Source organism: Sphingosinicella sp. CPCC 101087, assembly GCF_004151485.1.
GTDB lineage: Bacteria > Pseudomonadota > Alphaproteobacteria > Sphingomonadales > Sphingomonadaceae > Allosphingosinicella.
Genome location: NZ_SBFF01000005.1, coordinates 281,193 through 303,006, shown reverse-complemented (window position 1 = coordinate 303,006; position 21,814 = coordinate 281,193). Strand labels below are relative to the sequence as shown.

The 21,814-nt window shown below is 65.0% G+C and carries 24 protein-coding genes, 1 tRNA gene and 1 pseudogene; 13 read left to right on the top strand and 13 right to left on the bottom strand.

Features of this window, described 5'->3' with window-relative positions:
* Together EKM57_RS10205 and EKM57_RS10200 are read left to right on the top strand one after the other, a co-directional pair.
* The coding region (locus tag EKM57_RS10205; protein WP_243450976.1) for a thiamine pyrophosphate-dependent enzyme at nt 1-333 on the top strand (333 nt) is incomplete at its 5' end.
* A 27-nt stretch (nt 334-360) separates the two neighbouring features.
* Nucleotides 361-1,671: an MFS transporter gene (locus EKM57_RS10200; protein WP_129792380.1), complete on the top strand. Its 1,311-nt coding sequence runs from the start codon at nt 361-363 to the stop codon at nt 1,669-1,671.
* A gap of 234 nt (nt 1,672-1,905) precedes the next feature.
* On the opposite strand, the gene EKM57_RS10195 is transcribed toward EKM57_RS10200, so the two are convergent.
* Nucleotides 1,906-2,091 carry a hypothetical protein gene (locus EKM57_RS10195; protein WP_129792379.1) on the bottom strand — a complete coding sequence of 62 codons (186 nt, stop codon included), beginning with the start codon at nt 2,089-2,091 and terminating at the stop codon, nt 1,906-1,908.
* 191 nt (nt 2,092-2,282) lie between these two features.
* Here EKM57_RS10195 and EKM57_RS10190 point away from each other — a divergent pair, with 191 nt between their 5' ends.
* The 3 genes from EKM57_RS10190 to EKM57_RS10180 all read left to right on the top strand — a co-directional run bounded on the left by EKM57_RS10190 (nt 2,283) and on the right by EKM57_RS10180 (nt 6,195).
* Complete coding sequence (locus EKM57_RS10190) at nt 2,283-2,876, top strand: hypothetical protein (protein ID WP_129792378.1); 594 nt, start codon at nt 2,283-2,285, stop codon at nt 2,874-2,876.
* Nucleotides 2,877-3,580: 704 nt separating this feature from the next.
* Nucleotides 3,581-4,699, top strand: a complete 1,119-nt coding sequence (locus EKM57_RS10185) for an endonuclease/exonuclease/phosphatase family protein (RefSeq protein ID WP_206185381.1) — start codon at nt 3,581-3,583, stop codon at nt 4,697-4,699.
* Between the two features lie 17 nt (nt 4,700-4,716).
* Nucleotides 4,717-6,195 carry an amidohydrolase family protein gene (locus EKM57_RS10180; RefSeq protein WP_206185380.1) on the top strand — a complete coding sequence of 493 codons (1,479 nt, stop codon included), beginning with the start codon at nt 4,717-4,719 and terminating at the stop codon, nt 6,193-6,195.
* A 177-nt stretch (nt 6,196-6,372) separates the two neighbouring features.
* Here EKM57_RS10180 and EKM57_RS10175 read toward each other — a convergent pair whose 3' ends face one another.
* The 4 genes from EKM57_RS10175 to EKM57_RS10160 all read right to left on the bottom strand — a co-directional run bounded on the left by EKM57_RS10175 (nt 6,373) and on the right by EKM57_RS10160 (nt 9,574).
* The gene (locus tag EKM57_RS10175) at nt 6,373-6,621 is read right to left on the bottom strand and encodes a hypothetical protein (RefSeq protein ID WP_129792376.1); all 249 of its coding nucleotides are present in this window, start codon (nt 6,619-6,621) and stop codon (nt 6,373-6,375) included.
* A gap of 157 nt (nt 6,622-6,778) precedes the next feature.
* Nucleotides 6,779-7,015, bottom strand: a complete 237-nt coding sequence (locus EKM57_RS10170) for a helix-turn-helix domain-containing protein (RefSeq protein ID WP_129792375.1) — start codon at nt 7,013-7,015, stop codon at nt 6,779-6,781.
* A 335-nt stretch (nt 7,016-7,350) separates the two neighbouring features.
* A complete protein-coding gene (locus tag EKM57_RS10165) occupies nt 7,351-8,643 on the bottom strand; it encodes a hypothetical protein (RefSeq protein WP_129792374.1) in 1,293 nt (430 codons plus the stop codon).
* A 109-nt stretch (nt 8,644-8,752) separates the two neighbouring features.
* On the bottom strand, nt 8,753-9,574 hold the full coding sequence (locus EKM57_RS10160) for a LytTR family DNA-binding domain-containing protein (RefSeq protein ID WP_206185379.1): 822 nt from the start codon (nt 9,572-9,574) through the stop codon (nt 8,753-8,755).
* A gap of 75 nt (nt 9,575-9,649) precedes the next feature.
* Between EKM57_RS10160 and EKM57_RS22245 the strand changes: the two genes are divergently transcribed.
* Nucleotides 9,650-9,877: a hypothetical protein gene (locus EKM57_RS22245; protein ID WP_206185378.1), complete on the top strand. Its 228-nt coding sequence runs from the start codon at nt 9,650-9,652 to the stop codon at nt 9,875-9,877.
* A gap of 208 nt (nt 9,878-10,085) precedes the next feature.
* On the opposite strand, the gene EKM57_RS10150 is transcribed toward EKM57_RS22245, so the two are convergent.
* From EKM57_RS10150 to EKM57_RS10140, 3 genes are all read right to left on the bottom strand, one after another.
* Nucleotides 10,086-13,088 (bottom strand): response regulator, encoded by a 3,003-nt coding sequence (locus EKM57_RS10150; RefSeq protein WP_129792373.1) that lies wholly within the window; start codon nt 13,086-13,088, stop codon nt 10,086-10,088.
* Nucleotides 13,089-13,521: 433 nt separating this feature from the next.
* Nucleotides 13,522-14,097, bottom strand: a complete 576-nt coding sequence (locus EKM57_RS10145) for an isoprenylcysteine carboxylmethyltransferase family protein (protein ID WP_129792372.1) — start codon at nt 14,095-14,097, stop codon at nt 13,522-13,524.
* Between the two features lie 2 nt (nt 14,098-14,099).
* Nucleotides 14,100-14,744 carry a TVP38/TMEM64 family protein gene (locus EKM57_RS10140; RefSeq protein ID WP_129792371.1) on the bottom strand — a complete coding sequence of 215 codons (645 nt, stop codon included), beginning with the start codon at nt 14,742-14,744 and terminating at the stop codon, nt 14,100-14,102.
* A gap of 403 nt (nt 14,745-15,147) precedes the next feature.
* Here EKM57_RS10140 and EKM57_RS10135 point away from each other — a divergent pair, with 403 nt between their 5' ends.
* The 4 genes and pseudogenes from EKM57_RS10135 (at nt 15,148) to EKM57_RS22235 (ending at nt 16,754) form a co-directional block, all read left to right on the top strand.
* The gene (locus tag EKM57_RS10135) at nt 15,148-15,681 is read left to right on the top strand and encodes a MarR family winged helix-turn-helix transcriptional regulator (protein WP_129792370.1); all 534 of its coding nucleotides are present in this window, start codon (nt 15,148-15,150) and stop codon (nt 15,679-15,681) included.
* 2 nt (nt 15,682-15,683) lie between these two features.
* A pseudogene (locus EKM57_RS22785) lies at nt 15,684-15,833 on the top strand (LysR family transcriptional regulator); the annotation flags it as partial.
* Nucleotides 15,834-15,906: 73 nt separating this feature from the next.
* On the top strand, nt 15,907-16,560 hold the full coding sequence (locus tag EKM57_RS22240; RefSeq protein WP_206185377.1) for a PIN domain-containing protein: 654 nt from the start codon (nt 15,907-15,909) through the stop codon (nt 16,558-16,560).
* Nucleotides 16,557-16,754 carry a hypothetical protein gene (locus tag EKM57_RS22235; RefSeq protein WP_206185390.1) on the top strand — a complete coding sequence of 66 codons (198 nt, stop codon included), beginning with the start codon at nt 16,557-16,559 and terminating at the stop codon, nt 16,752-16,754. Before EKM57_RS22240 ends, EKM57_RS22235 begins: the two co-directional genes overlap by 4 nt.
* A 358-nt stretch (nt 16,755-17,112) precedes the next feature.
* Here the strand turns inward: EKM57_RS22235 and EKM57_RS10120 are convergent.
* Nucleotides 17,113-17,203, bottom strand: a tRNA-Ser gene (locus EKM57_RS10120).
* Nucleotides 17,204-17,279: 76 nt separating this feature from the next.
* On the bottom strand, nt 17,280-17,573 hold the full coding sequence (locus tag EKM57_RS10115) for a 4a-hydroxytetrahydrobiopterin dehydratase (protein WP_129792369.1): 294 nt from the start codon (nt 17,571-17,573) through the stop codon (nt 17,280-17,282).
* 43 nt (nt 17,574-17,616) lie between these two features.
* Between EKM57_RS10115 and EKM57_RS10110 the strand changes: the two genes are divergently transcribed.
* The 3 genes from EKM57_RS10110 to EKM57_RS10100 are packed head-to-tail and all read left to right on the top strand — an operon-like array spanning nt 17,617 to nt 19,225.
* Complete coding sequence (locus EKM57_RS10110) at nt 17,617-18,027, top strand: metallopeptidase family protein (protein ID WP_129792368.1); 411 nt, start codon at nt 17,617-17,619, stop codon at nt 18,025-18,027.
* Nucleotides 18,024-18,587 (top strand): heme ABC exporter ATP-binding protein CcmA, encoded by a 564-nt coding sequence (ccmA, locus tag EKM57_RS10105; protein WP_243450984.1) that lies wholly within the window; start codon nt 18,024-18,026, stop codon nt 18,585-18,587. Before EKM57_RS10110 ends, ccmA begins: the two co-directional genes overlap by 4 nt.
* On the top strand, nt 18,584-19,225 hold the full coding sequence (locus EKM57_RS10100) for a heme exporter protein CcmB (protein ID WP_129792366.1): 642 nt from the start codon (nt 18,584-18,586) through the stop codon (nt 19,223-19,225). Before ccmA ends, EKM57_RS10100 begins: the two co-directional genes overlap by 4 nt.
* An 87-nt stretch (nt 19,226-19,312) precedes the next feature.
* Here the strand turns inward: EKM57_RS10100 and EKM57_RS10095 are convergent, their stop codons facing one another.
* The 3 genes from EKM57_RS10095 to EKM57_RS10085 all read right to left on the bottom strand — a co-directional run bounded on the left by EKM57_RS10095 (nt 19,313) and on the right by EKM57_RS10085 (nt 21,747).
* Entirely contained in the window at nt 19,313-19,552 is a 240-nt protein-coding gene (locus EKM57_RS10095; protein ID WP_129792365.1) for a hypothetical protein, read from the bottom strand.
* A 96-nt stretch (nt 19,553-19,648) separates the two neighbouring features.
* Nucleotides 19,649-20,524, bottom strand: a complete 876-nt coding sequence (locus tag EKM57_RS10090; RefSeq protein ID WP_129792364.1) for a class I SAM-dependent methyltransferase — start codon at nt 20,522-20,524, stop codon at nt 19,649-19,651.
* Nucleotides 20,521-21,747, bottom strand: a complete 1,227-nt coding sequence (locus EKM57_RS10085; protein ID WP_129792363.1) for a pitrilysin family protein — start codon at nt 21,745-21,747, stop codon at nt 20,521-20,523. The genes EKM57_RS10090 and EKM57_RS10085 overlap by 4 nt, the downstream gene beginning before the upstream one ends.
* Nucleotides 21,748-21,814 lie beyond the last annotated feature (67 nt).

The window sequence follows — 21,814 nt, the reverse complement described above, 5'->3', positions numbered from 1 at the left end:
AACGTCTGGGGCGACGCCGCGATCGGCTTCACCGGCATGGACTTCGAGACGGCGGTGCGCGAGCGACTCCCGATCCTTTCCATCCTCCTGAACAACTTCTCGATGGCGATCGAACGGCCGATCATGCCCGTGGCGACGGAGCGATACCGGGCCACCGACATCTCCGGAAACTATGCCGACTTCGCCAAGGCGATGGGCGGCTATGGCGAACGGATCGAGCGCGTCGAGGACATCGTGCCGGCGATCCGGCGCGGCATCGAACAGACTCGCAAGGGCGTGCCGGCCCTGCTCGAGTTCATCACCGCCAAGGAGACCAGAGCCTCTCGGCTCTAGCCCAACGAGCATGAAAGGCGCCTCACGTTGAAGCCCACCGAAGCAGCTTCCGGGGCGACCGGCCATCCGCAGCCGCGCGACTGGACCTGGTCCAGCATTTACGGTCTCGGCTTTCTCACCCTCATCTCCACATTCAACTATCTCGATCGGGCGATCCTCGGCCTGGCGCTGCCGGCGATCAAGCTGGAGATGGCGGTCTCCGACACCGTGCTCGGCCTCGTGTCCGGCCTCGCCTTCGTCCTCTTCTACTCGATACTGGGCATTCCCATCGCCTGGGCCGCCGATCGCTGGAACCGGCGCAACATCATCGCGCTCGGTTTCGGCTTCTGGAGCCTGATGACCGCGCTGACCGGCTTCATCTCCAGCATCTGGCAACTCGCCGCCGCGCGCTTCCTGATGGGTGCCGGCGAGGCCTGCGGGCTGGCGCCGTCCAACTCCATGCTGTCGGACATGTTTCGCCCGGAGCGCCGGGCACTGGTCCTCTCCATCTTCGGCACCGCCAGCTCCATCGCCTTCATCTTCTTCTTTCCGCTGGCAGGGTGGATCGCGGAGCATTGGGGCTGGAGGAGCATGTTCATGGCCGCCGGAGTGCCAGGCATCTTCCTTGCCCTTCTGTTCGCCTTCACGGTCAGGGAACCCGTTCGTGGCGCCCGCGAAAGCCAACCCCGCAGCCTGCTTCCGATCGGTTTCAGCGAGACGATCCGTTTCCTCGCCGGCTCGCGGGCCTATCTCGCCATGATTGCCGGCGCCATGCTGATGGGTGCCAACCTGTTCGCCGCCAGCACCTGGACGCCGACCTTCCTGGCCCGCGTCCACGACATGTCGATGGGGGAGGTCGCGAGCAGCATCGGCCCGATCCGGGGCCTGCTGGGCGCCGCGGGCATCGTCGCGGGCGGCCTGCTGCTCGACCGGTTCGGCCGCCACAATGACAAGCTGCGGGTGCGACTGCCCGCCGTGGCCTGCCTGTTGGCGGCCCCGGCCGAAATCCTGTTCCTGCTCGCAGACGGCTATGCCTGGTGGATGCTGGGCTTCGCGCTCAGCAGCTTCTTCACGCTCATCCATCAAGGGCCGATCTTTTCGGCCGCGATCCATGTTGCGAAGCTGCGCATGCGGGCCGTGGCGATCGCGATTCTTGTCTTTGCCGCGAGCCTGCTGGGGCAGGCCGTCGGCCCTCTGTTCGTCGGCGTCCTCACCGACCTGCTCGAGCCGCGCTTCGGCGATTTGGCCATCCGCTATTCGATGCTGATCATCGTCTTCACGGCCGTCGCCGCGGCCGCCATGTTCTGGATCGCCGGCAATTGGGTCGACCAGGACCATCGACGCGCCGCCGAGGAGTGACCCTGGCGCGAACGGACCGATCCGGCGGCAAGGGTCCCGCGGCTGACCAATCCGGACGAGCGCTATTTGTTGGTTCGGCCCAAAGGCTGCTCTTGGCACTGGAACCGAAAACCAAGGTTGCAACAGCCAACAAGGAAATCGCCCGGTCGCACCCGCTGCAATCCAAAGGGCGCTGTTCGGGCGAGCCGAAGCCGGGCGTTAGCGGCAGAACGGATTCAGAGCCCGATTTGCCGACTAATCGCCCTGACGCTGTCCCTCGCAGCGATTTCGGCCTCGTTCCTTTGAGCTCGATATGGCCATGATCATGAAGATGCCGATGCCGATGCCGGCAATGAGGCTGTTGATGACGATGCCAATCACGGCGCCAAGCACCACACCAATCGCGATGGCTTTGCCAGAAAGTCCGAACTTGCCTTCCATGACATCCTCCTGACGGGCGAGGGGAAGGCTCGTCAACATTTGGGCGTTGCGCCCAGGACTGTCCGGGGCGTGCCCGGGACAGGCGGCGGGAATCGGCGGCGTACCGGCAAGTGGAAAGTGGCCGGAAGCCGACGTTCCGCTTCCGGCTAGTGCGCAAGTGACGGACAGCCGCTTTCCACCGGAGCGCACCCTTGCTGCGCCACAATTTGACCAGCTTGGCTGACGTGCGCAGTTTGGCGGTTGTGGCAACATCCGATTTGTCAGCAAGGCTCGTCCGCCGTTTGCGCCGTTACTGGAAGGTGGAGGCGGCTAACGTAGCTTTGTTGCCGGCGGCGGCATTGTGGATCGCGTCGACCCGCAACGAGGCGCTCGGCCCGGCCTTTGTGATAGCCGCGGTGCCGATGGGGCTGCTGCTGGGTGTGGGGGCCGCCTACTGGCGGCGCAAGGCCGTCCAACTGGAGGGTAAGCCCATATCGGCTAGAACAATCATGCTTCTGGCGCGTGCGGAGCCGATGCTGCTCATGGCCGTTCTGGCGGGGCTAGCGGCTGCTCTTGCGGTATGGCTCGTGCCTGGTCTCGCGGTGAGCAGGTGGGATCGCTGGGCGACGACGCTCACAGCCGGACTGGCAGCGGCCGAATATGTCAACTATTTCCGGGTGCAGCTCCAGCATTTCGATCGCATGGCGGACCTGCGCCGACTGCTGCGAGGTCGCGGGTTCAGACGGGCGCACCTGCGCAGGGAGATTGATGCTCTTCCGCCGGGCTGGCGAACTGCGGACCGATAGGCCCTCGCGCATTCGCTGCAGCGCCTGAAAGTCCGTCGAAGCGGTCATTTGCCCCCCGGCGACGCGACCGAGTTGACGATTGGGACATATTCTTCACGTGCGCCTCGGGCTTCAGAAGCTGACGGACTGTCGTGCCGGCCCGTTAGCTGCCTTCCGCTAGCTCGGAGTGGCAACCATGATGGGAAAATGCGTCCAACCGACAGGCAAGCTGCGCCCTCTGCAACGCGAGCGCACCACGCCGGAGAGTAGCTGTCTAGCGGGCAGAAGGACACCGAAGGAAGTTCTGCCCAACGGCGTTATCCCAATGGTCCGGCGGACGCGCGAGCCTCAGTGCAGGTCCGTCTCAAGGGGCGGTCAGTGGCCGAGAGCCGACGCTCTGCTCCGGGGTTGGCCAAGTCTAAAGCGGACAGTCCGCTGGAGAAGTATGATCCCCCTCCTCCCGAACGCTAGGTGGAAAGGGAAGGTTAATCACTCGGTTGGTCCTTCGATATCTAACGCGCCTCGTTGAGGGACATACCCACGACTTCGCTCATGCGCATCCGCTCGTCCCGCGCCCGCCCGAAACGCCCGGCTGTGCGGGGAGTCCGAGTCCGGTCACATGGACTGCAATAGTGAACTGGCTCTCGTCACCCGCAGGCAGAATGGCAGATTTCGGGGTTTATGCCGATGGTGGGATCTGGCGACTAGCCTATCCTTGATCCATGGTGAGGCGCCTGTTCCTTGCGACTGCGCTCGGGCTCGCGAGCGGCTGCACGGCACTCCCCGCAGAGTCAAACGTCGCCTGCGTCGACGCAAGCCGGCCTGCGATCCGGTACTCCGTGGACGGTGCCACCGCTTTCACCGAGGTCGACGTGCTGACCTACAACATTGAGGGTTTACCGTTCCCCGCGCGAAACAACCGTGGGCCCGAACTACGCGAGATTTCCCGCCGCCTCGCCGAACTCCGCTCTTCGGGTGAAGGGCCTGATATTATCGTGTTTCAGGAAGTCTTCAGCAAGGATGCCGCGAAGGCAGTGACTGGCACGGGTTACCGAAGCGTCGTCACCGGCCCGCGCCGCCGATCGGAGCAGGCCCCCAACATCCAAGGTGCGCTGCCCGGCAGGCGGAACATCTTCCGCGGCGAAATCGGGCCCAACTTCACCTCCGCCGGGCTCGCAATAGCCACCGACTACCCGATCATGGGAGCCCGTTACGTTCCTTTCGCCCGCCGGAGCTGCGCGGGGTTCGATTGCCTGTCGAACAAAGGCGTCCTTTTCGCCGAGATCGCGATCCCCGGCGTTCCCGGCGTGGTGGACGTCTTCACCACGCACATGCAATCGCAACGCGCCTCGCGCGTAAGCGAGGACCGGCACGCCGAAGCGCACAGGCGACAAATGGTCGAACTCGCCGAGTTCATCCGCACGAGCAGCCCGCTAACCGACCCGGTCCTGATCGCCGGCGACTTCAACATGCGCAATTCCGACGTCCGCCACGACACGTTCGCCCGGGTGTCGCCCGACTCCGCCCGCGCCTCCGACCAGGCGTCGCCAGTCGGCAACGTGCACCGCTATTGCAGCGCGCACCGAGACACGTGCGACGTGCGCCAGGACTGGGAGCATGAGGACCAGTGGTTTCGCGTGCAGAACCTCCAACTGTTCCAGTCGGGCAACGTGGTGAAGGTCCGTCCGATCCGCGTCGAGGGGATGTTCGATGGTGGTCCGAGCGGACCGGTACTGTCCGACCACGACGGGTTCCGGGTGGTCTACGAATTCTTATGGCCCGCTGCGGATGCGGCCGTGCCGCCGACCTGCCCTTATACGCCGGGGAGCGTGTTGACGGGCTAACTCGAAGGGAAACCGCCATGATCCATTTCGAGACGCCGTCGCCCGTCAGCATGCCCGGTTCGGTCTCCGCTCTTGATCGGGCTGCGGCCGCCGCTCATCGGATCGCACTGCAAGAATTGCCGGGGCAGGACTGGCTGGCGAAAATCGGCGGCATGCTCGTCCTGCTGGCGGTCGCCGTTCTCCCGATTGGCTTCGCGCGTCCCGGCATCGCGCAAGAAACACTCGCGCCGGCGCCCGTAAAGACCCTGTTTCAGAATGTCCGCATCTTCGACGGTAAGAACGCCACGCTTTCATCGCCCTCCCATGTCCTGGTCAGCGGCAACACGATCGAGCGGGTTTCGTCGGATGCGATCGCGCCAGACGCGAGCACGCGCGTGATCGACGGCGGCGGACGCACGCTGATGCCCGGCCTGATCGATGCCCATTGGCATGCCATGCTAATCCGCGGAACTCCGGCCCAGATGATGGGCGACCACGTGGGTTACAGCAATCTGGTGGCTGCCGATGAAGCGACCGACACGCTGATGCGAGGGTTCACGACCGTGCGCGACGTCGGCGGGCCCACGTTTGCGCTTAAGCGCGCCATCGACGAAGGTGTCGTGGCCGGCCCGCGCATCTATCCCTCTGGGGCCATGATCACAGTCACCAGCGGCCATGGCGATTTTCGCCAGCTCTCCGATCTGCCGCGAGTGCCCGGGCAGCTTACGCGCATCGAGGAGATTGGCGGTGCGGCGATCGCCGACAGCCCCGATGAAATGCGCATGCGTGTGCGCGAGCAATTGATGCAGGGCGCGTCGCAGATCAAGCTTACGGCGGGCGGCGGCGTGTCGTCCCCGTTCAGTCCGGTTGACGTTTCGACCTTCAGCGAAGCGGAGCTTCGTGCCGCCACTGAGGCGGCCGACAACTGGGGCACTTACGTTACCGCTCACGCGTTCACCGACGCGGCGATCCGGCGCTCCATCGATGCGGGGGTCAAGGTTATCGAGCACGGCTTCCTGATGACCGATGCCACGGCGCGCCTGATTGCCGAGCAGGGCATTTGGCTGAGCCTGCAGCCACTCCCTGAAGCGCTTCGGGAGGGATTCCCGATAGGATCGGTCCAGCGGGAAGGGGCCGATGCGGTGTGGCCCGGTATCAGCAGAACGTACCAACTAGCCAGGAAGTACAACATCAAGACAGCGTGGGGGACCGATGTCCTCTTCTCGCAGGCTCTGGCGCAACAGCAAGGCGCAATCCTGGCTTCGCTGGTCCGCTGGTACACTCCCGCCGAGGCGCTCGTCATGGCGACGGGGACCAACGCCGAGCTGTTGGCCTTGTCGGGCAACCGCAATCCCTATCCCGGAAAGCTTGGCGTTATCGAGGAAGGTGCCCTTGCCGATCTGTTGCTGGTCGACGGCAATCCATTGCAGGACATCAACCTTGTCGCAGATCCGGGCCGCAACTTTCTGGTCATCATGAAGGACGGAAAGATTTACAAGGACATGCTGGACCCCTGACTCTCCGTATCGGCGCCTGCTCGCACGTCTCCGCGCCTCCATTGGCCGGACCCGACTGGCCGCTCTTGGTCCGAGGATCGCCATACCTGTCTTCACCGGAGCTGACGAAGGTGTTTTTCGGCCACCGCGTCCCTTGGGAGCCGTCCGATGTCGCGCATTGCTCGATCACGCCTTGCGCTAGGGCGCGCCACAGCTTGCGATCGGACGACGGCCCATCGCTTCGCTGCCGATGACGACGGTGCCGCGCCAGTGCGGCTGGGCGCGCAGCCAGTCCCAGGTGCGGACCCGCCCGCGAGTGTCGATGACAGCGTGGATAGAACCTTCGCCAGCGGATTGGCCGTCCCAGGGACGGTCCGGATCTTCATCTCCTCCGGTCGCGAGGATGGTGTCGGATCCCGACAAGGTCACGTCTTCAGGCGAGGCCATCACGAGATTGTAGAAGACTTCCTGGTCGGCCTCGAAGCCTTCCGTGAATCCGCGGCAAAGGCGACGAGGCGAGGGCGCGATGGGTGGGTCATGGCTGCTCCTTGCTCCGGCAAATGATGTCCAAGCCTCGGGCCGCGCTGCGATCCTCTTGTGCGGCTCACCTCGAATCGGACGTCTTGCGCGACATTCGTTCGTTCTCGGATAGGGCCGTCTGCGCAGCGCGGCGATATTCGGACGGGAGGATTCCGGTCAACCGCGTGAAGATACGGGTGAAATGCCCCAGGTTGGAGTATCCGACGCGAAGCGCCCCTTCCGTGACGGACATGGCTTGATCGCGTGAACGCGTCAGGGGAGACCGAGCCCGACGACCTCTCGATCTTCCTGTCGCGGCCACGCGGCGAAAGCTGAAGCTGCTGCGCGAATGTCTCGCTACTCGGCGTCCACGTCAGTCCCACTCGCCAGAGGTCCATCGCGCGGGACGTTCGGGTTCGGAAATGACGAGGTTGCGCGCCGTCCCGTCGCGCTGGACGTCAAGAAAAGGTACGATGGAGGATCGGTAGCGTGTCGCGTCTCGAAAGCGCCAGCGCGCAGCTGCCAATCACTTGTCAGATCCACCTGACCGATCAAGCCATAGTGGTGGGTGCACTGGAGCCGATCCACCCAGCTTTGCCCTTCGAATCGCTCGGCCTCACCATCACTCATCGGACCTTCGTGGTGTCGCTCCTAGCTTCACGGCCTAGCCATGGATCGGCCCGCCTTGATGCGCATGTCGATAGACCGGAGCGCGCCTATGTCACCCAATGGGTTTTCGCTCAGCACCAGGAAATCGGCTTCGCAGTCCCTCTCGAAGCAGCCAATCCGGCGCTCGGGGAACAGATGTGCCCCAGTACCCAATACAATGTTCAGAACTTCTACCGGCGTGAGCACATCGAGCGAAGCGAGATGCTCGGCTTCGGCGAATATCGCGATGCTATGATCGGTCCCGGTAAGAAGGGTGCCTCCGGCATTTGCCAGCAGCCACAGGTTGCGCGCCTGCACGCCCCGGGTCAGAGCACTAACTCCGTCTTCTCCAGCAGGTGTGTTGACCGCGGCAAAGCTATAGGTCGGCACCAGCAGCATCGATGTCGCGGCAATGCGGCACGCCTCGTCGACCGTCAATGAGCGGCGCGGACTGTCCTCGGCCAAGTCCCCCATCCAATATCCTGGCAGATGCGCCGCCATGGCGGCGCCGCTTTCGGCGGCTGTCACGAGATCGGCGGCCGTTTCGACATGGAAAGCGGCCTTGAAGCCGCGCCGCGCCGCCGCTTCGACCAGATAGCGAGCGTTGGCAGGATTGATCCCGGAGCCCGCATTGGCCGGGCTCCTCCCGAGATAGGGGTTCATCCCGCGCCGCGACTCATAATCTTCCGAGAAGAGCAGGTACGCCTTCACGAAATCCGCGCGCTGCGACACCAGCTCGTCGAGCGCTACGTCGATCTCATTGTGCGTGCGCCCATAGTGGAAGGCGTTGCCGAGAAAGTCCTCAAGCGTCCAATCCGGATGGGCGCGAGGGCCAACGACATTCAGGTACAGCCATTCGGGATGACCCCGCGGCTCCGTGATTCCGCCCTGCGCCACCGCGACATCATACGTATCGGGTCGCGCAAAGAACGCTTTCGTCGTCTCGCTCGTCACAACTGTATTGGGATTCCAGGCGTAGAATACGCCGCTCCCAAGGGCTCGTTCGCTTGCCTCTTCCGTGGCGGGCGTCTGATGCACATGCGCATTGGCATAGGCCGGAACGACATACCGCCCTCGCAAATCCACGATGTGGGCGCCCACCGTGGCCGAGCCCGGCTCGATGAATCGGCCGTCACGCACCGCCAGGTCACGAGACTCGAACCCCGACCCCGTCCAGACGAGACCGTCGCGATACAGGGTCATCTCACCGCGCGATCGTGCCTGGGGCCGCCCGGCGCAGAGGAGGCACACAAGCAACGCGACGATCACCACCGCGCGGCGCCGCAAAATCAGAAGCAACATTCCGGACTCCCGTTTCGAACGGGATTTCGCCTATCCGACGCCCCTCGGTCGGGAAAAAGAATCGGTCAATCGACATGTCGCGCCGGTCAACCGACACAGGCGGTGGGATTCAGATCACCCGTTCGCGCAGCAACCGCGTTCCGGAACGGCTCGCCGTAACCATTTCGCCATTCTCCATGTGGAGCAGCATGCGGCCGCCACCAGCGGGCTCAGCCCGTCCTATCCGATCGATATTGACAAGCAGGGAGCGGTGAACGCGGATGAAGCGCGCGCCCAGGCGTTCGCCAAGCGTTGCCAGGGTCATGCGCACCAGATGCGTACCCGAAGCGGTGACCAGCTCCGCATAGTCGTCGGCTCCGCGGATCAGGATGATTCGGCTTGGATCGAGCGGGCGAATATCCTCGCCCAGTCTCACGAAGAGACGCGCAGGGGCTACATCTGATTCGTCTGAGGCAATGTCGCGGGAGGTGGCGCGCATCTTCTCGGCAAGCGCTTCGGCATGGACCAGGACCGCGATCAGCGCGTATATGATCAGCCCTTGAAACAACTGCCAAACGGCGGCTGGACTTCGAAAGGGCGTGACGTTGAATTCCACCACGCTCCGGCCGCTCATGACGCCCAGCAACACCATCACCAGCCAATAGAGCAGCATCGTGAAGGATGTGGCGAACGCCGCATGTGCCACCGCCTGGATGATCACCGGCCGCGCGAGGACCAAACCGCGCAGGATCGGGCGCACGGCAGCTCCTAGAAGTGCGATCGGCATGATATTGGCCGCCGCGCTCCCCATCAGTTCCGCAAGGCCAAAGCCGAAGGTGATGGCGAGTATGCCGGCATAGGCCACGAAAAGTGCCAGCAGCGTGGCCGCATAGAATGCGCGGCCACCGAGCCGCATTTCGCGACTGATGATGGCGATGGGGACGGCAGGCATCTCCCTCGACTATGCGCTGTGGTGCGCAAACATCAAGCGCGGCGTTGCTCGATGGTCCTGTCATATCGGTGCGTGATGCAGGACGCCCTGGATCTCAGCGAAAGTCACCCGACCGTGAGCCTCGTCGTCAGCGATGCCGACGCGGTCGCTGCCTGTCTGAAGTTCGCGGACTTCACGCATGTGCTGGTCGAGCCAGTGCCTCTAGCCGGAAGCGGTCTGGACATGCACGGCGGCCGCCGGGCCGGCCTCGCTTGTGAAATCATCCTGAAGAGGGAACCCGAGGCCGGCGGCCGAGCTCATTGACGCACCAAGAAGTCTGGCGCTGCTCCCGTCGAGACGCCGGCCGGCCGTCGCGACGAGCGTCAGACACGCTCTTTCCGGCGGTGGCGACTAGGTTAGCGGCCGACCAGCCCTCGATCGGATATCCGGTCACTGCCTCCCAGCGCGAGATGCTCCTTCGAGATCGGTCCGCCCGACATCGCCCTTCTTGCGCAAGGGCCCCGCCATGGCTTCACTTCGTTCCGGTAGAGCCAGTGGGCGTGACGCCGAGCGACCGCAGCGCTTCCTGCAGCATTCCGCTCTTATAGGGTCGGCCAAGCACGGCGATGCAGCGATCGCCCGCAAACCGCTCGGCCAGGGATGCCGCGCGGGAACGCGACGTGATCAGGATCGGCAGGTCGCTATTCAGTGCGCGCAGCTCTCTCGCGAGTGCTTCCCCCGTCCGGTCGGGCAGCTCGTCGTCCATGATGATGACGTCATACCTCACATTCGCCGAGCGGACCTTGCCGAGGGCCTCGGCCGCAGTTCCGGCTTCCTCTGCCCCATAGCCCAGTGTCGTCAGGGCGTCGGCGGTCAGCGTGCGCACTGTGGGCTCCGCCACGACGACCAACACCCTGTCAGTCTGCCCCTCGTCCAGCATATCGCGAACCTTCTGGGCCAGCGCCTCGTAGGTGAAGGGTTTGATGATCATCTCAACGCCGGAATCCAGGCGTCCGGCATGGACGATCGCGTTGCGGGTGTAGCCTGACGTATAGAGCACCCTGAGGTCAGGCTGCAGCTTGCGCGCTTCGTCGGCGAGCTCTCGACCACTCATCCCCGGCATGACCACGTCGGTGAACAGCAGGTCGACCGGCCCGTCCTGCCTCTCGAGCAGGCGAAGTGCCGAAGCGCCGTCATGGGCCTCGATGACGCGGTAGCCCAATTCGCGAAGGCATTCGACGCTATAGGCCCTCACGTCGTCATCATCCTCGACCACGAGGATCGATTCCTGTCGCTGACTGGTCTCGAACCCGGCGGTGATCCGCGGCTCCTCCTGGTCTGGCGAGGGCTCGCTGAGCAGGCGCGGCAGATAGATCTTGACCGTGGTCCCTGAACCTTCCTCCGAGTAGATCTTCACGTGTCCGCCCGATTGCTTCACGAAGCCATAGATCATCGACAGGCCCAGCCCCGACCCCTTGCCCACCGGCTTGGTCGTGAAAAATGGTTCGAATGCGCGATCGATGACTTCCTTGGGCATTCCTGAGCCGGTGTCGGTCACGGCGATCATCACATATTGGCCGGGCGGCACCTCCGCGTGGTTGGCGGCATAGCTTTCGTCCAGTCGTGCATTGACCGTCTCAATCGTCAGCTCGCCACCAGACGGCATCGCGTCGCGGGCATTGAGCGCCAGGTTGAGAATGGCGCTCTCCAGTTGATTTGGGTCCGCCTCGATCCGCCATAGCCCGGGCGACGTCACGATCTCGAATCGCACCAGCTCACCGAGGGAGCGCTGCAGCAAGTCCGACATGCCCATGACCAGCTTGTCCAGGTCGAGCGGCTTGGGGGCCAGCGGCTGGCGCCGCGAGAAGGCGAGAAGGCGCTGAGTGAGAGCGGCTGCGCGCTCGGCGCCCTTGAGCGCGCTCTCGAGTGCGCGGCGAGCACGCACGTCCGTGACTTGGGCCGCATCGAGCGCCCGCTTGGCCATTCCCAGATTTCCGGTCACGACGGTCAGCAGATTATTGAAATCGTGGGCGATGCCGCCGGTGAGCTGCCCGACGGCCTCCATCTTCTGCGCCTGCCGCAGCTCTTCCTCGACCTTCGAGCGCTGAGCGACCTCCTCGGCAACTCGTTCCTCCAGCCGCTCGTTGAGCTCGCGCAACTCGGCTTCGGTGGCCTTGCGAGCCGTCATGTTGATGACGGTGCCGATGAACCGCACGGCCTTTCCGTCCTGGAACACCGCACGGCCCGTTGCCGCCACCCAGCGTTCTACCCCGTCGCCAAGGCCTATCGTTCGGTATTCGACGTCGTAGCTGCCCGGTCCTCCGGGAGCCAGTGCCGCCTCGACGGCCGCGTGCGTGCGTTCTCGGTCGTCCGGATGGAGCCCAGCCAGAAACGTGCCTTCATAGGTGACATCGGAATCTTCAGGCAGTCCGAACAGCGCCTTGCACCGGGCATCCCACCGAAGCACCCCGCTGACCGGATCATAGTCCCAGGTGCCGATGTCCGCCGCCTCGTTGGCGAGACGCAGCCGGTCTTCGCTCGCCGCGAGGTTCGCCTCGGCCGCACGTCGCTGCGCCAGCTCGCGCTCCAGTGCCTGGAACAACCGAACATTGTCGATGGCCACGGCGGCTTCGGCTGCAAGGCCGGAGAGGCCTCGCTCAGACTCCGCGCCGAACACGCCGGGGTCTGCGTGACCGAAGAACAGACCTCCAAGGACGGCGCCCGAGCGGGACATGACCGGAACGGCAAGATAGCTGCGCACCGGGAGATGTCCCTCCGGCATGCCGTGATAGGGTGAATTGTGGCCGTAGCGCGGATCGCGGGTGATATCGTCGGAACGAACGATCCCTTGGCCGTTGAAGGTAGGGGCGAACACTTCCGTGTTGCGGGGCATCGGATATCTGGAAAAGGCTTCCGCCGGCGCACCCGAAAGGGTGTAGAGCATGTAGCTCTCGCCGGCATCATTCTCGACATTGTAGAAGAAGGCGCCGAACTCCGCACCTGTGAGCTCGACACCGGCATCGGTCACGATCTGGACGAGTTTCTGAAGGTCGTTCTCCGCGGCGAGAGCAGAGCCGGCGCGATTGAGAATCTCGAGGGCCCGGCGTTCCTCTTGAGCCACTTCCTCGGCGTGGCGTTGGCGCGATCGGTCACGCAGGACCTTGGTATAGCCGACGACCGCCTGCTCCTGATCGCGGATCGGGCTCATCTCGCCCGTCGCCCAGAAGACACTGCCGTCCTTGCGGACACGCCACCCTTCTTCGCCTCCGCCGCGGCCGCGCGTTCGAGCATCGGCCATCTCGGTCTTGAGCGCACGGACGCCAGTCCCGTCCGGGAACAGACGCTCCAGCGTCTGGCCGAGCATCTCCTCCTCGGTCCACCCCAGAATATGGCGGGCGCCTTCGCTCCAGCTGGTTACCTGCCCGTCCAGATCAGTCGTGATTATGCCGGTGTCGATGGCGCTGTCGACGATCTGGCGCCATTCGTCTGCGGTGATGGAATGCCGTCCCGGCTTCCGATCCTTGCCAGGACCCATGCATCCTCCCGATCAAGTGCATCCGATCAGAAAACGAGATTGACCAGAGTTGGTTTCGCTCCCGCACCAAATAACCGTGAACGATCGCGCCCGATAGGCCAGTCTTCGCGCCTGGGATCGAGCGCCAGCACCTTGGTGCTCCGCCGATGATTCCGACGTCGTGGGCCGCGTCCGTCACCGCCGCTACGGCCAATGAAAACGGCAGTGCCGACAGTGCAAATCACGGATGGCAGCAGCGACAGACAGGCACCCGTCGGATTTTCCCGCCTCCGGCGTTCAATGCGCTGAAGCCACGAAAATGAGGTAGTCTCGTCACGGCGCTTCCCTGCTTTTAGGGCCCGCCCGCCTGCTTCAAACGGTGGTCCGAAGCGCGGGCTATCGGAAATTGAGGCCAAAGTGCCGGGTCAGCTCGCTCAACCCGAGTTTCCAAGGTTTACAGAAGATAGGGGATCATCATCTTGGTTAGCGCTTGGTAATGAGCATAACGCTCGCCAAACGTAGCGGCCAGCAGCTTTTCCTCCGCCCTTGCACGCCAAAGGAAGGTCGGCAAAATCGCGCAAAATACAGTTGCGACGGTGGCCCAGTTGCTGAAGGCGACGGCTACGCCCATCGCCCATAGCGACAGGCCGAGATAGATGGGGTGACGTACGAGGCGATACGGGCCTGTCGTGATGGGGCCTGTTCTTCGATCTGCCACGGGCACGAAGCTCCATGCCGCGCCGAGCGCCGCCCGGGACCTGAGAACGAAAGCCGCCCCTACTAATGCGAAAAGGCATCCGCACAGCGCCAGCGGCAAGGCCGCCGGATCCTCAGGGTCGCCGGTGAAGGTAGCCAGGAGAGCGAGGAACAGTCCGAAAGCCGCGAAGTTCGCGGTGACCGGAACTCGGTCGCCGCGACGCTGGTCACCGTCCCTGCTACGTTTACGATCACGCCCGCCGTCAGTCAGCAACATGGTTGCCGCAAAGGCTAACAGGGAGACGACGCGGAGAACGATGACCAGTGTCGACATTTCTACCTGGACCCCTGCCTGAGAACATAAAGCACCATGGGCAGCATCAGGACGGGGAGCACGTAGCTTACAACCAGCGCCACGATCGGCTGGGCCGCCCAACCATCGCCAATCGCCGCAAAAACGAATGCCGTGGGCACGCTGCCGATGGTCAGCGCTGCGACAAACTTCTTCATCGGCATGCGCGCAAGTCCGGCGAGAAAGACCATGATCTCGGCGCTGCTGTAGGGAAAACTGCGGGTGAGGATGATTGCCCAAGCACCGCTCCGATCGAACAGTCCCTCGGCCTTTTGCAGAGAGTGAGGCCCAGCAAGGCGAAGCACGACACGCCGCGCAGAAGTGAGCATCAGGCCATAGCCGAGAAGGCCGCCGGTGATTAGGGCGATGCTGCCCAACAATCCGCCGAGCAGCGTCCCATAGATGATGCCAAGTGCGGCGATCACAGCAGTCTGCGGCACCGGCAGCACCACATCAGCCCAGATGAGCACAATACCCGCGGCCCACGCCCAGCTTCTATATTGTCGGAGGGTCAGAACGGCGTCGTTGGCCTCTTCGGGAGTCGGGATCGTTGCGCAGGAGGCAAGCACAAGCGACAAAACGCCGATAACAACCAGGCGAGATATCACCCCGGGCGTCGAAACACGCATAGGATCTGCGTTCTTACACACGGGCAGGCTGGTTCGTGGGTAACGGAGTCGCAGCGCGGGAAAGGCTGCGGACGCCTGCGGCAAAGACCGAAATACCAATGAGTATCAGGAAACCGGCGATTGCGGCGCTTATCCAATGGGACATGCCGGTTCTCGAAACAGGGAACGGCAAGCGCAGCAGGTGATCCCAAGCGAAGCCGAGCAGAAGTGCTGCCGGAAACAGAAGGATGGGTCGCGCGGTGCCGCCAGCGACTCCAAGGCGGCTCTCGCTCTCCCCAGCCGTGTCCGCACCCATTCATTCTCCCACAAATGCTGGAGGTCTACAGAATCCAAAGCCGGCTCGGTATGACAACTAAGGTGTCATGCTGCAACTTGACAACCACGTTGTCAATTGGAACGACAGGTGCAGCAGAAGAGAACGGCGGGGATGGCGTCGGCAAAAGACAAGACCAGTGCGGCTCCAGCAAAGGGCGCGGCTTCAATCGTCGATAGCGAAGCCGAGTCGATCGCGGAGTTGATGCTCCAAGTGGCCCAGTGTTTCTTCAGGATACGGGCGCTCGGCCAGAAGACGGGGCTTATCACGAGCTGGGGCGGCGGCGCCTTCGGCTTCATGCGAAGCCTCGCGCTGCTTGGACCGCTCACTGTGCCGCAAATTGCCCAGATGCGGCCCACCAGTCGTCAGCGCATGCAGCGGCTGGCCGATGAGCTTGCGGCCGAGGGACTTGTGGAATTCATCGATAATCCGAAGCATCGGCGTTCGAAGCTCGTGCGGCTTACATGCAAAGGCGACGCGCGCTACCGCGAACTCAACGCCGAGTTCCTTCTGATCGCATCGGCTATGGGCCTTAATCTCAGCGAAGCTGAGATCCGCAAAGCCACAAATATCGTGCGGCAACTGAGCGATGGTGTGAAATCACAGTCGGAGCGACTGTCGTAGACGTGTCATTCGATATTCGCCGGCTTCGATACGCCGTTGCGGCGGCGGATCATGGCAGTTTCTACCGAGCCGCGCGCGCACTCGAAATTGAACAAGCAACGCTAAGTTGCGCCATCCTAAAATTGGGGCGTTCGATAGGAATGCCCATCTTGGAGCGATCGCGGGCGGGGTCAAAACGACGCTGGCCGGGAACGGGTTCATTCGCGGTGCGAGCCGGACGCGGCGGTGATCGCCTGGATGGGCGAGCAGCCGATTGCGGGGGTGTTCACGACTACGCTGACGCAGGCGGAAATCTTCTACGGTCTGGCGCTGCTGCCCGAAGGACGCCGCCGCGATGCGCTAATGGCAGCCGCGCAGCCGATGTTCGATGTCGATCTCGCCGGGCGCGAGCTGCCGTTCGATTCCGATGCAGCCAACGCCTATCCCGAGATCGCGGCCGAGCGGCGGAAGGGCGGTCAGCCGATCAGCCAGATCGACGCGCTGATCGCGGCCATCGTCCGTTCGCGAGGGGCGCGGCTGGCGACTCGCACGTCGCCGACTTCGCTGACTGCGGCATCACGGTGGTCAATCCGTGGGCGAGCCATGAACCGCGCCGCCGTCCGCCCCTATCTGCGCTACGCTGTGTCGGAGCCTTTGCGCGAGAGGAAGGCGGGCGCACGCTGTATGCATGGTCACGTCGATCTTTCGACCTGGACCGTCACCGACGATTGGCTCGACCGCGTGCCGGTCACGAGCGTCGAAGTGGGCGTGTTCGCTCGCAAGCCTCGTCGCCGAACGCCGCGCCGCCCTGCATACTGCCCGGACGACTTGCTCGATTATGCCCGATTTCCGATCGGCTCGGCTCGGCCCTGTGTGGGTCGGCCGCCCAGCGATCGATGAAGGCGCGGCAGGGCGTGACGGCGTGTGAAGGCAGGACCGTGGCGATGGAGTGGTTGGACGATCTTGTCGCCAATCATCTGGCGGAACGGCTGCTCGATCCAGACAGGCTTGAAGTCGTGTTGTCCGAGGTTCTGGATCGCGGAGCTGAACCGGCGCGCTGCGGGGACCGGGCTGCGTTTGAAGCGACTCTATGATGCAATCGAAAGCGGAGTCGCCGAACTCGGTCACCCGGCGCTCAAGGATCGCATGGACGGGTTGAAGGCGACCCGCGACCAGGCGGGGTCGATGCCGAGCGCGGGTCGGCGTTCCTGATAAGCTCGGCCCAGCAGGCGATTACGCCGACGATGCTGCGCGACTTCGCCACTACCGCGCGGCGACGTATCCGGCCGGAGGACGGCGGCTACCGGCGCGATCATCTGCGTGCGCCCGCGCAGCGGGTGGAAGTCGAATCGCGAGGAAGTCCGCATCATGGGCTCGAAGGGCACCCTGTTGCGCGTCCTCGCCGCGAACGGCGTAGCCCCGGCGGCGGGCGGAGTGCCCCTTGTTCCGAAGTGGCGGAGCGGGAGGGATTCGAACCCTCGATACGGTTTTGCCGTATACTCACTTTCCAGGCGAGCGCCTTCGACCACTCGGCCACCGCTCCGCATGCCCAGGAAGATCGTCCATCTAGTGAGGGCGCCGGCTTTGGGCAAGCCGCTGGGCGACGGGCGGGCCGACGGCTAGTTTCCGCCGCCGATCGCCTCGATCTTCCGCGCCAGCGCCATGTCCTTGTCGGTGAGCCCGCCGGCGCTGTGGGTGGTGAGGCGGATGTCGACCCGGTTCCAGACATTGGTCCATTCCGGGTGATGATCGGCCTTCTCCGCCTCCAGCGCGACCCGGGTCATGAAGGCGAAGGCTTCGCTGAAATCGGCGAAGCGGAAGCTTTTGGCGATCGCGTCCGGCCCGGCTTCATGGGTCCAGCCTGCCAGCGCCTCCAGCGCTTCCGCCCTGCGTGCATCGTCAAGCTTCGGCACCGCCTCTTCCTCCCTTGGCCTCGCCGCCCTATGTCGCTCTTCGATGGGGCAACGTCAAACCTACGCGCCGGATGCGGCCGAGATAGAGCGGCTCGCCGACGAGGCGATCGCGCGGCTTCCCGATCTGTTCCGCTCCCACCTGAAAGGCGTGGTGCTGCGCGTCGAGGAATTTCCCGACGAGGAGGTGCTGAAGGCCTTCGGCATCGACGACCCGTTCGAGATTTCGGGCCTCTATAGCGGCCGCTCGCTCGACAAGCAGAGCAGCTGGGCATCGGGCGAGCTGCCGCCGATGATCCACCTTTATCGCCGCCCCCTGCTCGACGAATGGGCGGAGACCGGAGTCAGCCTCGAGGCGCTCATCACCCATGTCATCGTGCACGAGGCCGGCCACCATTTCGGATTCTCCGACGCCGACATGCACGCCATCGAAGCGCAGGCTGGAGGCGAACCCTGAGCGCGCTTCTGCGGCTGGAAGGCGTCACCGGGCGGCGCGGCGGCCGGCTGCTGTTCGAAGGGCTTGGCCTGACCCTCGGCCCCGGCGAAGCGATGATGATCACCGGCCCCAACGGCGCCGGCAAGTCGAGCCTCCTGCGGATCTGCGCCGGGCTGTTGCGGCCGACGGCCGGGACGGTCGAGGCGGGTCGCTGCGCGCTCGCCGACGAGCATCCCGCGCTCGACGAGCGCCAGCGGCTCGGCGACGCGCTGGCCTTCTGGGCGCGCCTCGACGGCGCGGACCTGGCACCGGCCATCGGGGCGATGGGCCTCGCCTATCTGGCCGAGGTGCCGGTTCGAATGCTCTCCACCGGTCAGCGCAAGCGGGCCGTGCTGGCGCGGGTCGCGGCAAGCGGCGCGCCGCTCTGGCTGCTCGACGAGCCCGCCAACGGGCTCGACTCCGAAGGGCGCGATCGGCTCGCCGCCGCCGCGGCGGCGCACCGGGCGGCGGGCGGCGCGGTACTCGCCGCCTCGCACCAGCCGATCGGCCTCGACGGCGCGCAGAAGCTGGAGCTCGGGTGATCGGGCTCGTCCTTCGCGAGCTCAGGCAGAGCGCCGCCGGCGGCGCGTTCCTGCTGCCGCTCGTCTTCTTCCTGCTGGTCGCCACCCTCTTTCCGTTCGCCGTCGGGCCGGACGGGCCCTTGCTCGCGCGGACCGGCGGCGGCGCCTTGTGGATGGCCGCCTTGCTCGCCGCTTTGCTTCCGGTCGACCGGCTCGTCGAACCGGACCGCGCCGCCGGTATGCTCGATCAGCTCGCGATACGCGGAGTCTCCGAAGAAGCGGTGGCGCTCGCCAAGCTCGCCGGTCACTGGCTGAGCTTCGGCCCCCCGCTGATGGTCGCTGCTCTGCCCGCTGCCGCGCTGATGAAGCTGCCGCAGGATGTCCTCGTCCGGCTCGAGCTCGGCCTGCTGGTGGGAACGCCCGGCCTCGCCGCCTTGACCCTGGGGGTGGCCGCCCTCACGGCCGGCCTGCGCCGTGGCGGTGCCCTTGCCGGTCTCCTGATGCTGCCCCTTGCCGTGCCTCTTCTCATCTTCGGCGCCGGCCTCGTCGAGCGCGGCAATCAGGGTGGAGCGCTGCAATTGCTTGGCGCCGTCTCGCTGCTGCTGGTGGCCGGGGCGCCGTTCGTGGCCGGGGCAGCGATCCGGGCCGGGAGGGACTAGCCGGACGTACCTCGCCATCCCGAAGCTCGGGAAGGGCTTGATCGTCTCGGGGCGCCGCTCGGCGCGAAGGTCGCGCCATTCACGACGTCAACCGGTGACCGTGAAGGCCTCTCGAAACGTCAGCTTGAACAACGCCTCTCCGCGCTCGTCCGTCACCTCGATATAATGGTCGAGATTGACGTTGCCCTGTTCCTTGATGCTCACGCATGCCATGACGCGGGCATTCTCCAGCGCCTGCTCCCGCGCCGCCTCCAGGTCGGGAAGGCCCATACCTTCCTCGTCGCTCACATCCATGTCGTTGTGCAGGTGGAAATAGTAGCGCGGCATGGCGGCCAAACCGTGCGCGAAGGGAATCGGTTCCTTGCCCGCTATCCGGCGGAGCTGAGACGATCCCCCCTTGTCCTCCGACGCCCGGGAAAGGAACTAGAGGCTCCACCGTGCGAAGATCGCCGTCGGGAGCAGGAGCCCCCTCTTTTCCTCGCGCACGGCCATCTCGCCATAGTCTATCCGTCCGCCCAGGTTGCCGAGGGCCTGGCCCAGCAGCTCGCCGATCGCCAATGCCGACATGCGCACCGCATAGACGGTGAGAACGAGGAAGCGGCTGTCCGTGTCGAGCAGCCGCCGACAGTCGGCGATCAGGCCCGGAAGGTCTTCCTCCAGCCGCCACACCTCGCCTTCGGGGCCCCGGCCATATTTGGGCGGATCGAGAATGATCCCGTCATAGCGGCGGCCGCGGCGCACCTCGCGCGCGGTGAACTTGGCGGCATCGTCGACCAGCCAGCGGATCGGCCGGTCCGCCATGCCCGACAAGGCGGCATTGGCCTTGCCCGCCTCGACCGACTTCTTCGACGCATCGACATGGACCAGCCGCGCGCCGGCGGCCGCCATGGCCAGCGTCCCCACGCCGGTATAGCCGAACAGGTTCAGCGCCTCGGCCTGCCCCGACGGGCCTGCGCCGAGCCGCTCGCGCATCCATGCCCATTGCGGCGCCATGTCGGGAAAGAATGCGAGATGACGGAAAGGCGTGCACTGGGCCCGGAAGCGAACCTCCTCCCAGCCCAGATTCCAGCCTTCGCGAGGCACCGGGCGGGCGAACTGCCAGCGGCCGCCGCCTTCCTCGTCCGATCCCGGCACGAACTCGCCGTCGGCATCCCAGTCGTCCGCGGCGGGCGCCCACATCGCCTGCGGCTCGGGCCGGATGAATCGATAGGATCCGTAGCGCTCGAGCTTCCGGCCATGGCCGGAATCGACCAGGGCGTAGTCGGCCCAGGGCTCGGCGACCAATAAAGAGAAGGTCACGCGGCCCGGACCGCGGGCAGGCCGATCGTGGCGCTCGCACGCGGACCGGCGAGCATCCGCGCGCCCGCCGCCCGCACCTGGTCCAGCGTCACCCGCTCGAGGTCGCGAACCACCTCGGCGGGCTCGACCAGGCGACCGTGGACCGAGAGCTGCCGGGCGACATAGGCGGCCTGCCCCCAGCTGCTTTCCAGCGACATGAGCAGCCCTGCCTTGGCCTGCATGCGGGCGCGTTCGAGCTCGCGCGGCGTTGCGCCTTCGACCGCTTCGGCGACCACCTCCTCGATCAGGGCCGCGGCCGCGGCCGCCTCGCGCCGGGCCGTCGCGGCGTAGACATGGAAGATTCCGGTATCGCGATAGGGATGGAGCGACGCCCATACCGAATAAGCCATCCCGCGATCCTCACGGACCGCCTGGAACAGGCGCGACGAGGCTCCGCCGCCGACCAGGTCGGCAAACAGGCGCGCGGCATAATAATCCGGGTCGGTCTGCGCCGGACCCGCATAAGCCGATGCGAGGTGAGCCTGATCGGCACGCGTCCGGCCGGTGCGGCGGCCGCCGGCGAACCGCGCAGGTTCGGCCGCATCGATCACGCCTTCGGGAAGACCGGCGAAATGCTTTTCCGCAAGCCGGACCAGCGTATCATGATCGACCTTGCCCGCAGCCACGAGATAGAGGCTGCCGCTGCGATACAGGCCGCCGCGCCATTGGTGGAGGTCGTCGGCCGTGATCGCGGCGATGCTCGCTTCGTCGCCCAGAACCGACCGGCCGATCGGCTGATCGGGAAAGGCGGCGGCCCAGAGTTCGTCGAAGATGATGTCCGAGGGCGTGTCGCGGGCCTCGGCGAGCTCCTGCAGCACCACCTCCTTCTCGCGTTCCAGCTCCGTGGAATCGAAATGCGGGTGCAGCACCATGTCGGAAAGGAGCTCTATCCCCAGTGGGAGATGCTCGGCCAGCAGCGACGCGGTAAAGCTCGTTCCCTCACGGTCGGTCGCGGCGTTGAGGTCGCCGCCGACATCCTCGATCGCTTCGCTGATCTCCCGCGCCGATCGGCCGCCCGCGCCCTTGAACAGCATATGCTCGAAAAGATGGGCGACGCCATTGACCCGCGCCGGCTCGTGGCGCGATCCGGCATCGGCATAGAGGCCCACCGCGACGGTCTCCACGCTGGGCATGCGGCGGGACGCGACGCAAAGGCCGTTCGCCAGGACGGTAAGGTGCATCATGAGCGCTCCCACCTAGGATGCGGGAGGGAGGGCTGCAAGGATGCTAGCGTCTGCTTCGGCCGGAACC

What these genes read in the sequence shown, in the direction of transcription:
- EKM57_RS10180 (WP_206185380.1), top strand. Translation starts at nt 4,717, where the DNA reads ATGATCCATTTCGAGACGCCGTCGCCCGTCAGCATGCCCGGTTCGGTC.
- EKM57_RS22235 (WP_206185390.1), top strand. Translation starts at nt 16,557, where the DNA reads ATGAAGGCGCGGCAGGGCGTGACGGCGTGTGAAGGCAGGACCGTGGCG.
- EKM57_RS10145 (WP_129792372.1), bottom strand. Translation starts at nt 14,097, where the DNA reads ATGTCGACACTGGTCATCGTTCTCCGCGTCGTCTCCCTGTTAGCCTTT.
- EKM57_RS10165 (WP_129792374.1), bottom strand. Translation starts at nt 8,643, where the DNA reads ATGTTGCTTCTGATTTTGCGGCGCCGCGCGGTGGTGATCGTCGCGTTG.
- EKM57_RS10160 (WP_206185379.1), bottom strand. Translation starts at nt 9,574, where the DNA reads ATGCCTGCCGTCCCCATCGCCATCATCAGTCGCGAAATGCGGCTCGGT.
- EKM57_RS10085 (WP_129792363.1), bottom strand. Translation starts at nt 21,747, where the DNA reads ATGATGCACCTTACCGTCCTGGCGAACGGCCTTTGCGTCGCGTCCCGC.
- EKM57_RS10195 (WP_129792379.1), bottom strand. Translation starts at nt 2,091, where the DNA reads ATGGAAGGCAAGTTCGGACTTTCTGGCAAAGCCATCGCGATTGGTGTG.
- EKM57_RS10095 (WP_129792365.1), bottom strand. Translation starts at nt 19,552, where the DNA reads ATGCCGCGCTACTATTTCCACCTGCACAACGACATGGATGTGAGCGAC.
- EKM57_RS10140 (WP_129792371.1), bottom strand. Translation starts at nt 14,744, where the DNA reads ATGCGTGTTTCGACGCCCGGGGTGATATCTCGCCTGGTTGTTATCGGC.
- EKM57_RS10175 (WP_129792376.1), bottom strand. Translation starts at nt 6,621, where the DNA reads ATGGCCTCGCCTGAAGACGTGACCTTGTCGGGATCCGACACCATCCTC.
- EKM57_RS10150 (WP_129792373.1), bottom strand. Translation starts at nt 13,088, where the DNA reads ATGGGTCCTGGCAAGGATCGGAAGCCGGGACGGCATTCCATCACCGCA.
- EKM57_RS22245 (WP_206185378.1), top strand. Translation starts at nt 9,650, where the DNA reads ATGCAGGACGCCCTGGATCTCAGCGAAAGTCACCCGACCGTGAGCCTC.
- EKM57_RS10110 (WP_129792368.1), top strand. Translation starts at nt 17,617, where the DNA reads ATGGGGCAACGTCAAACCTACGCGCCGGATGCGGCCGAGATAGAGCGG.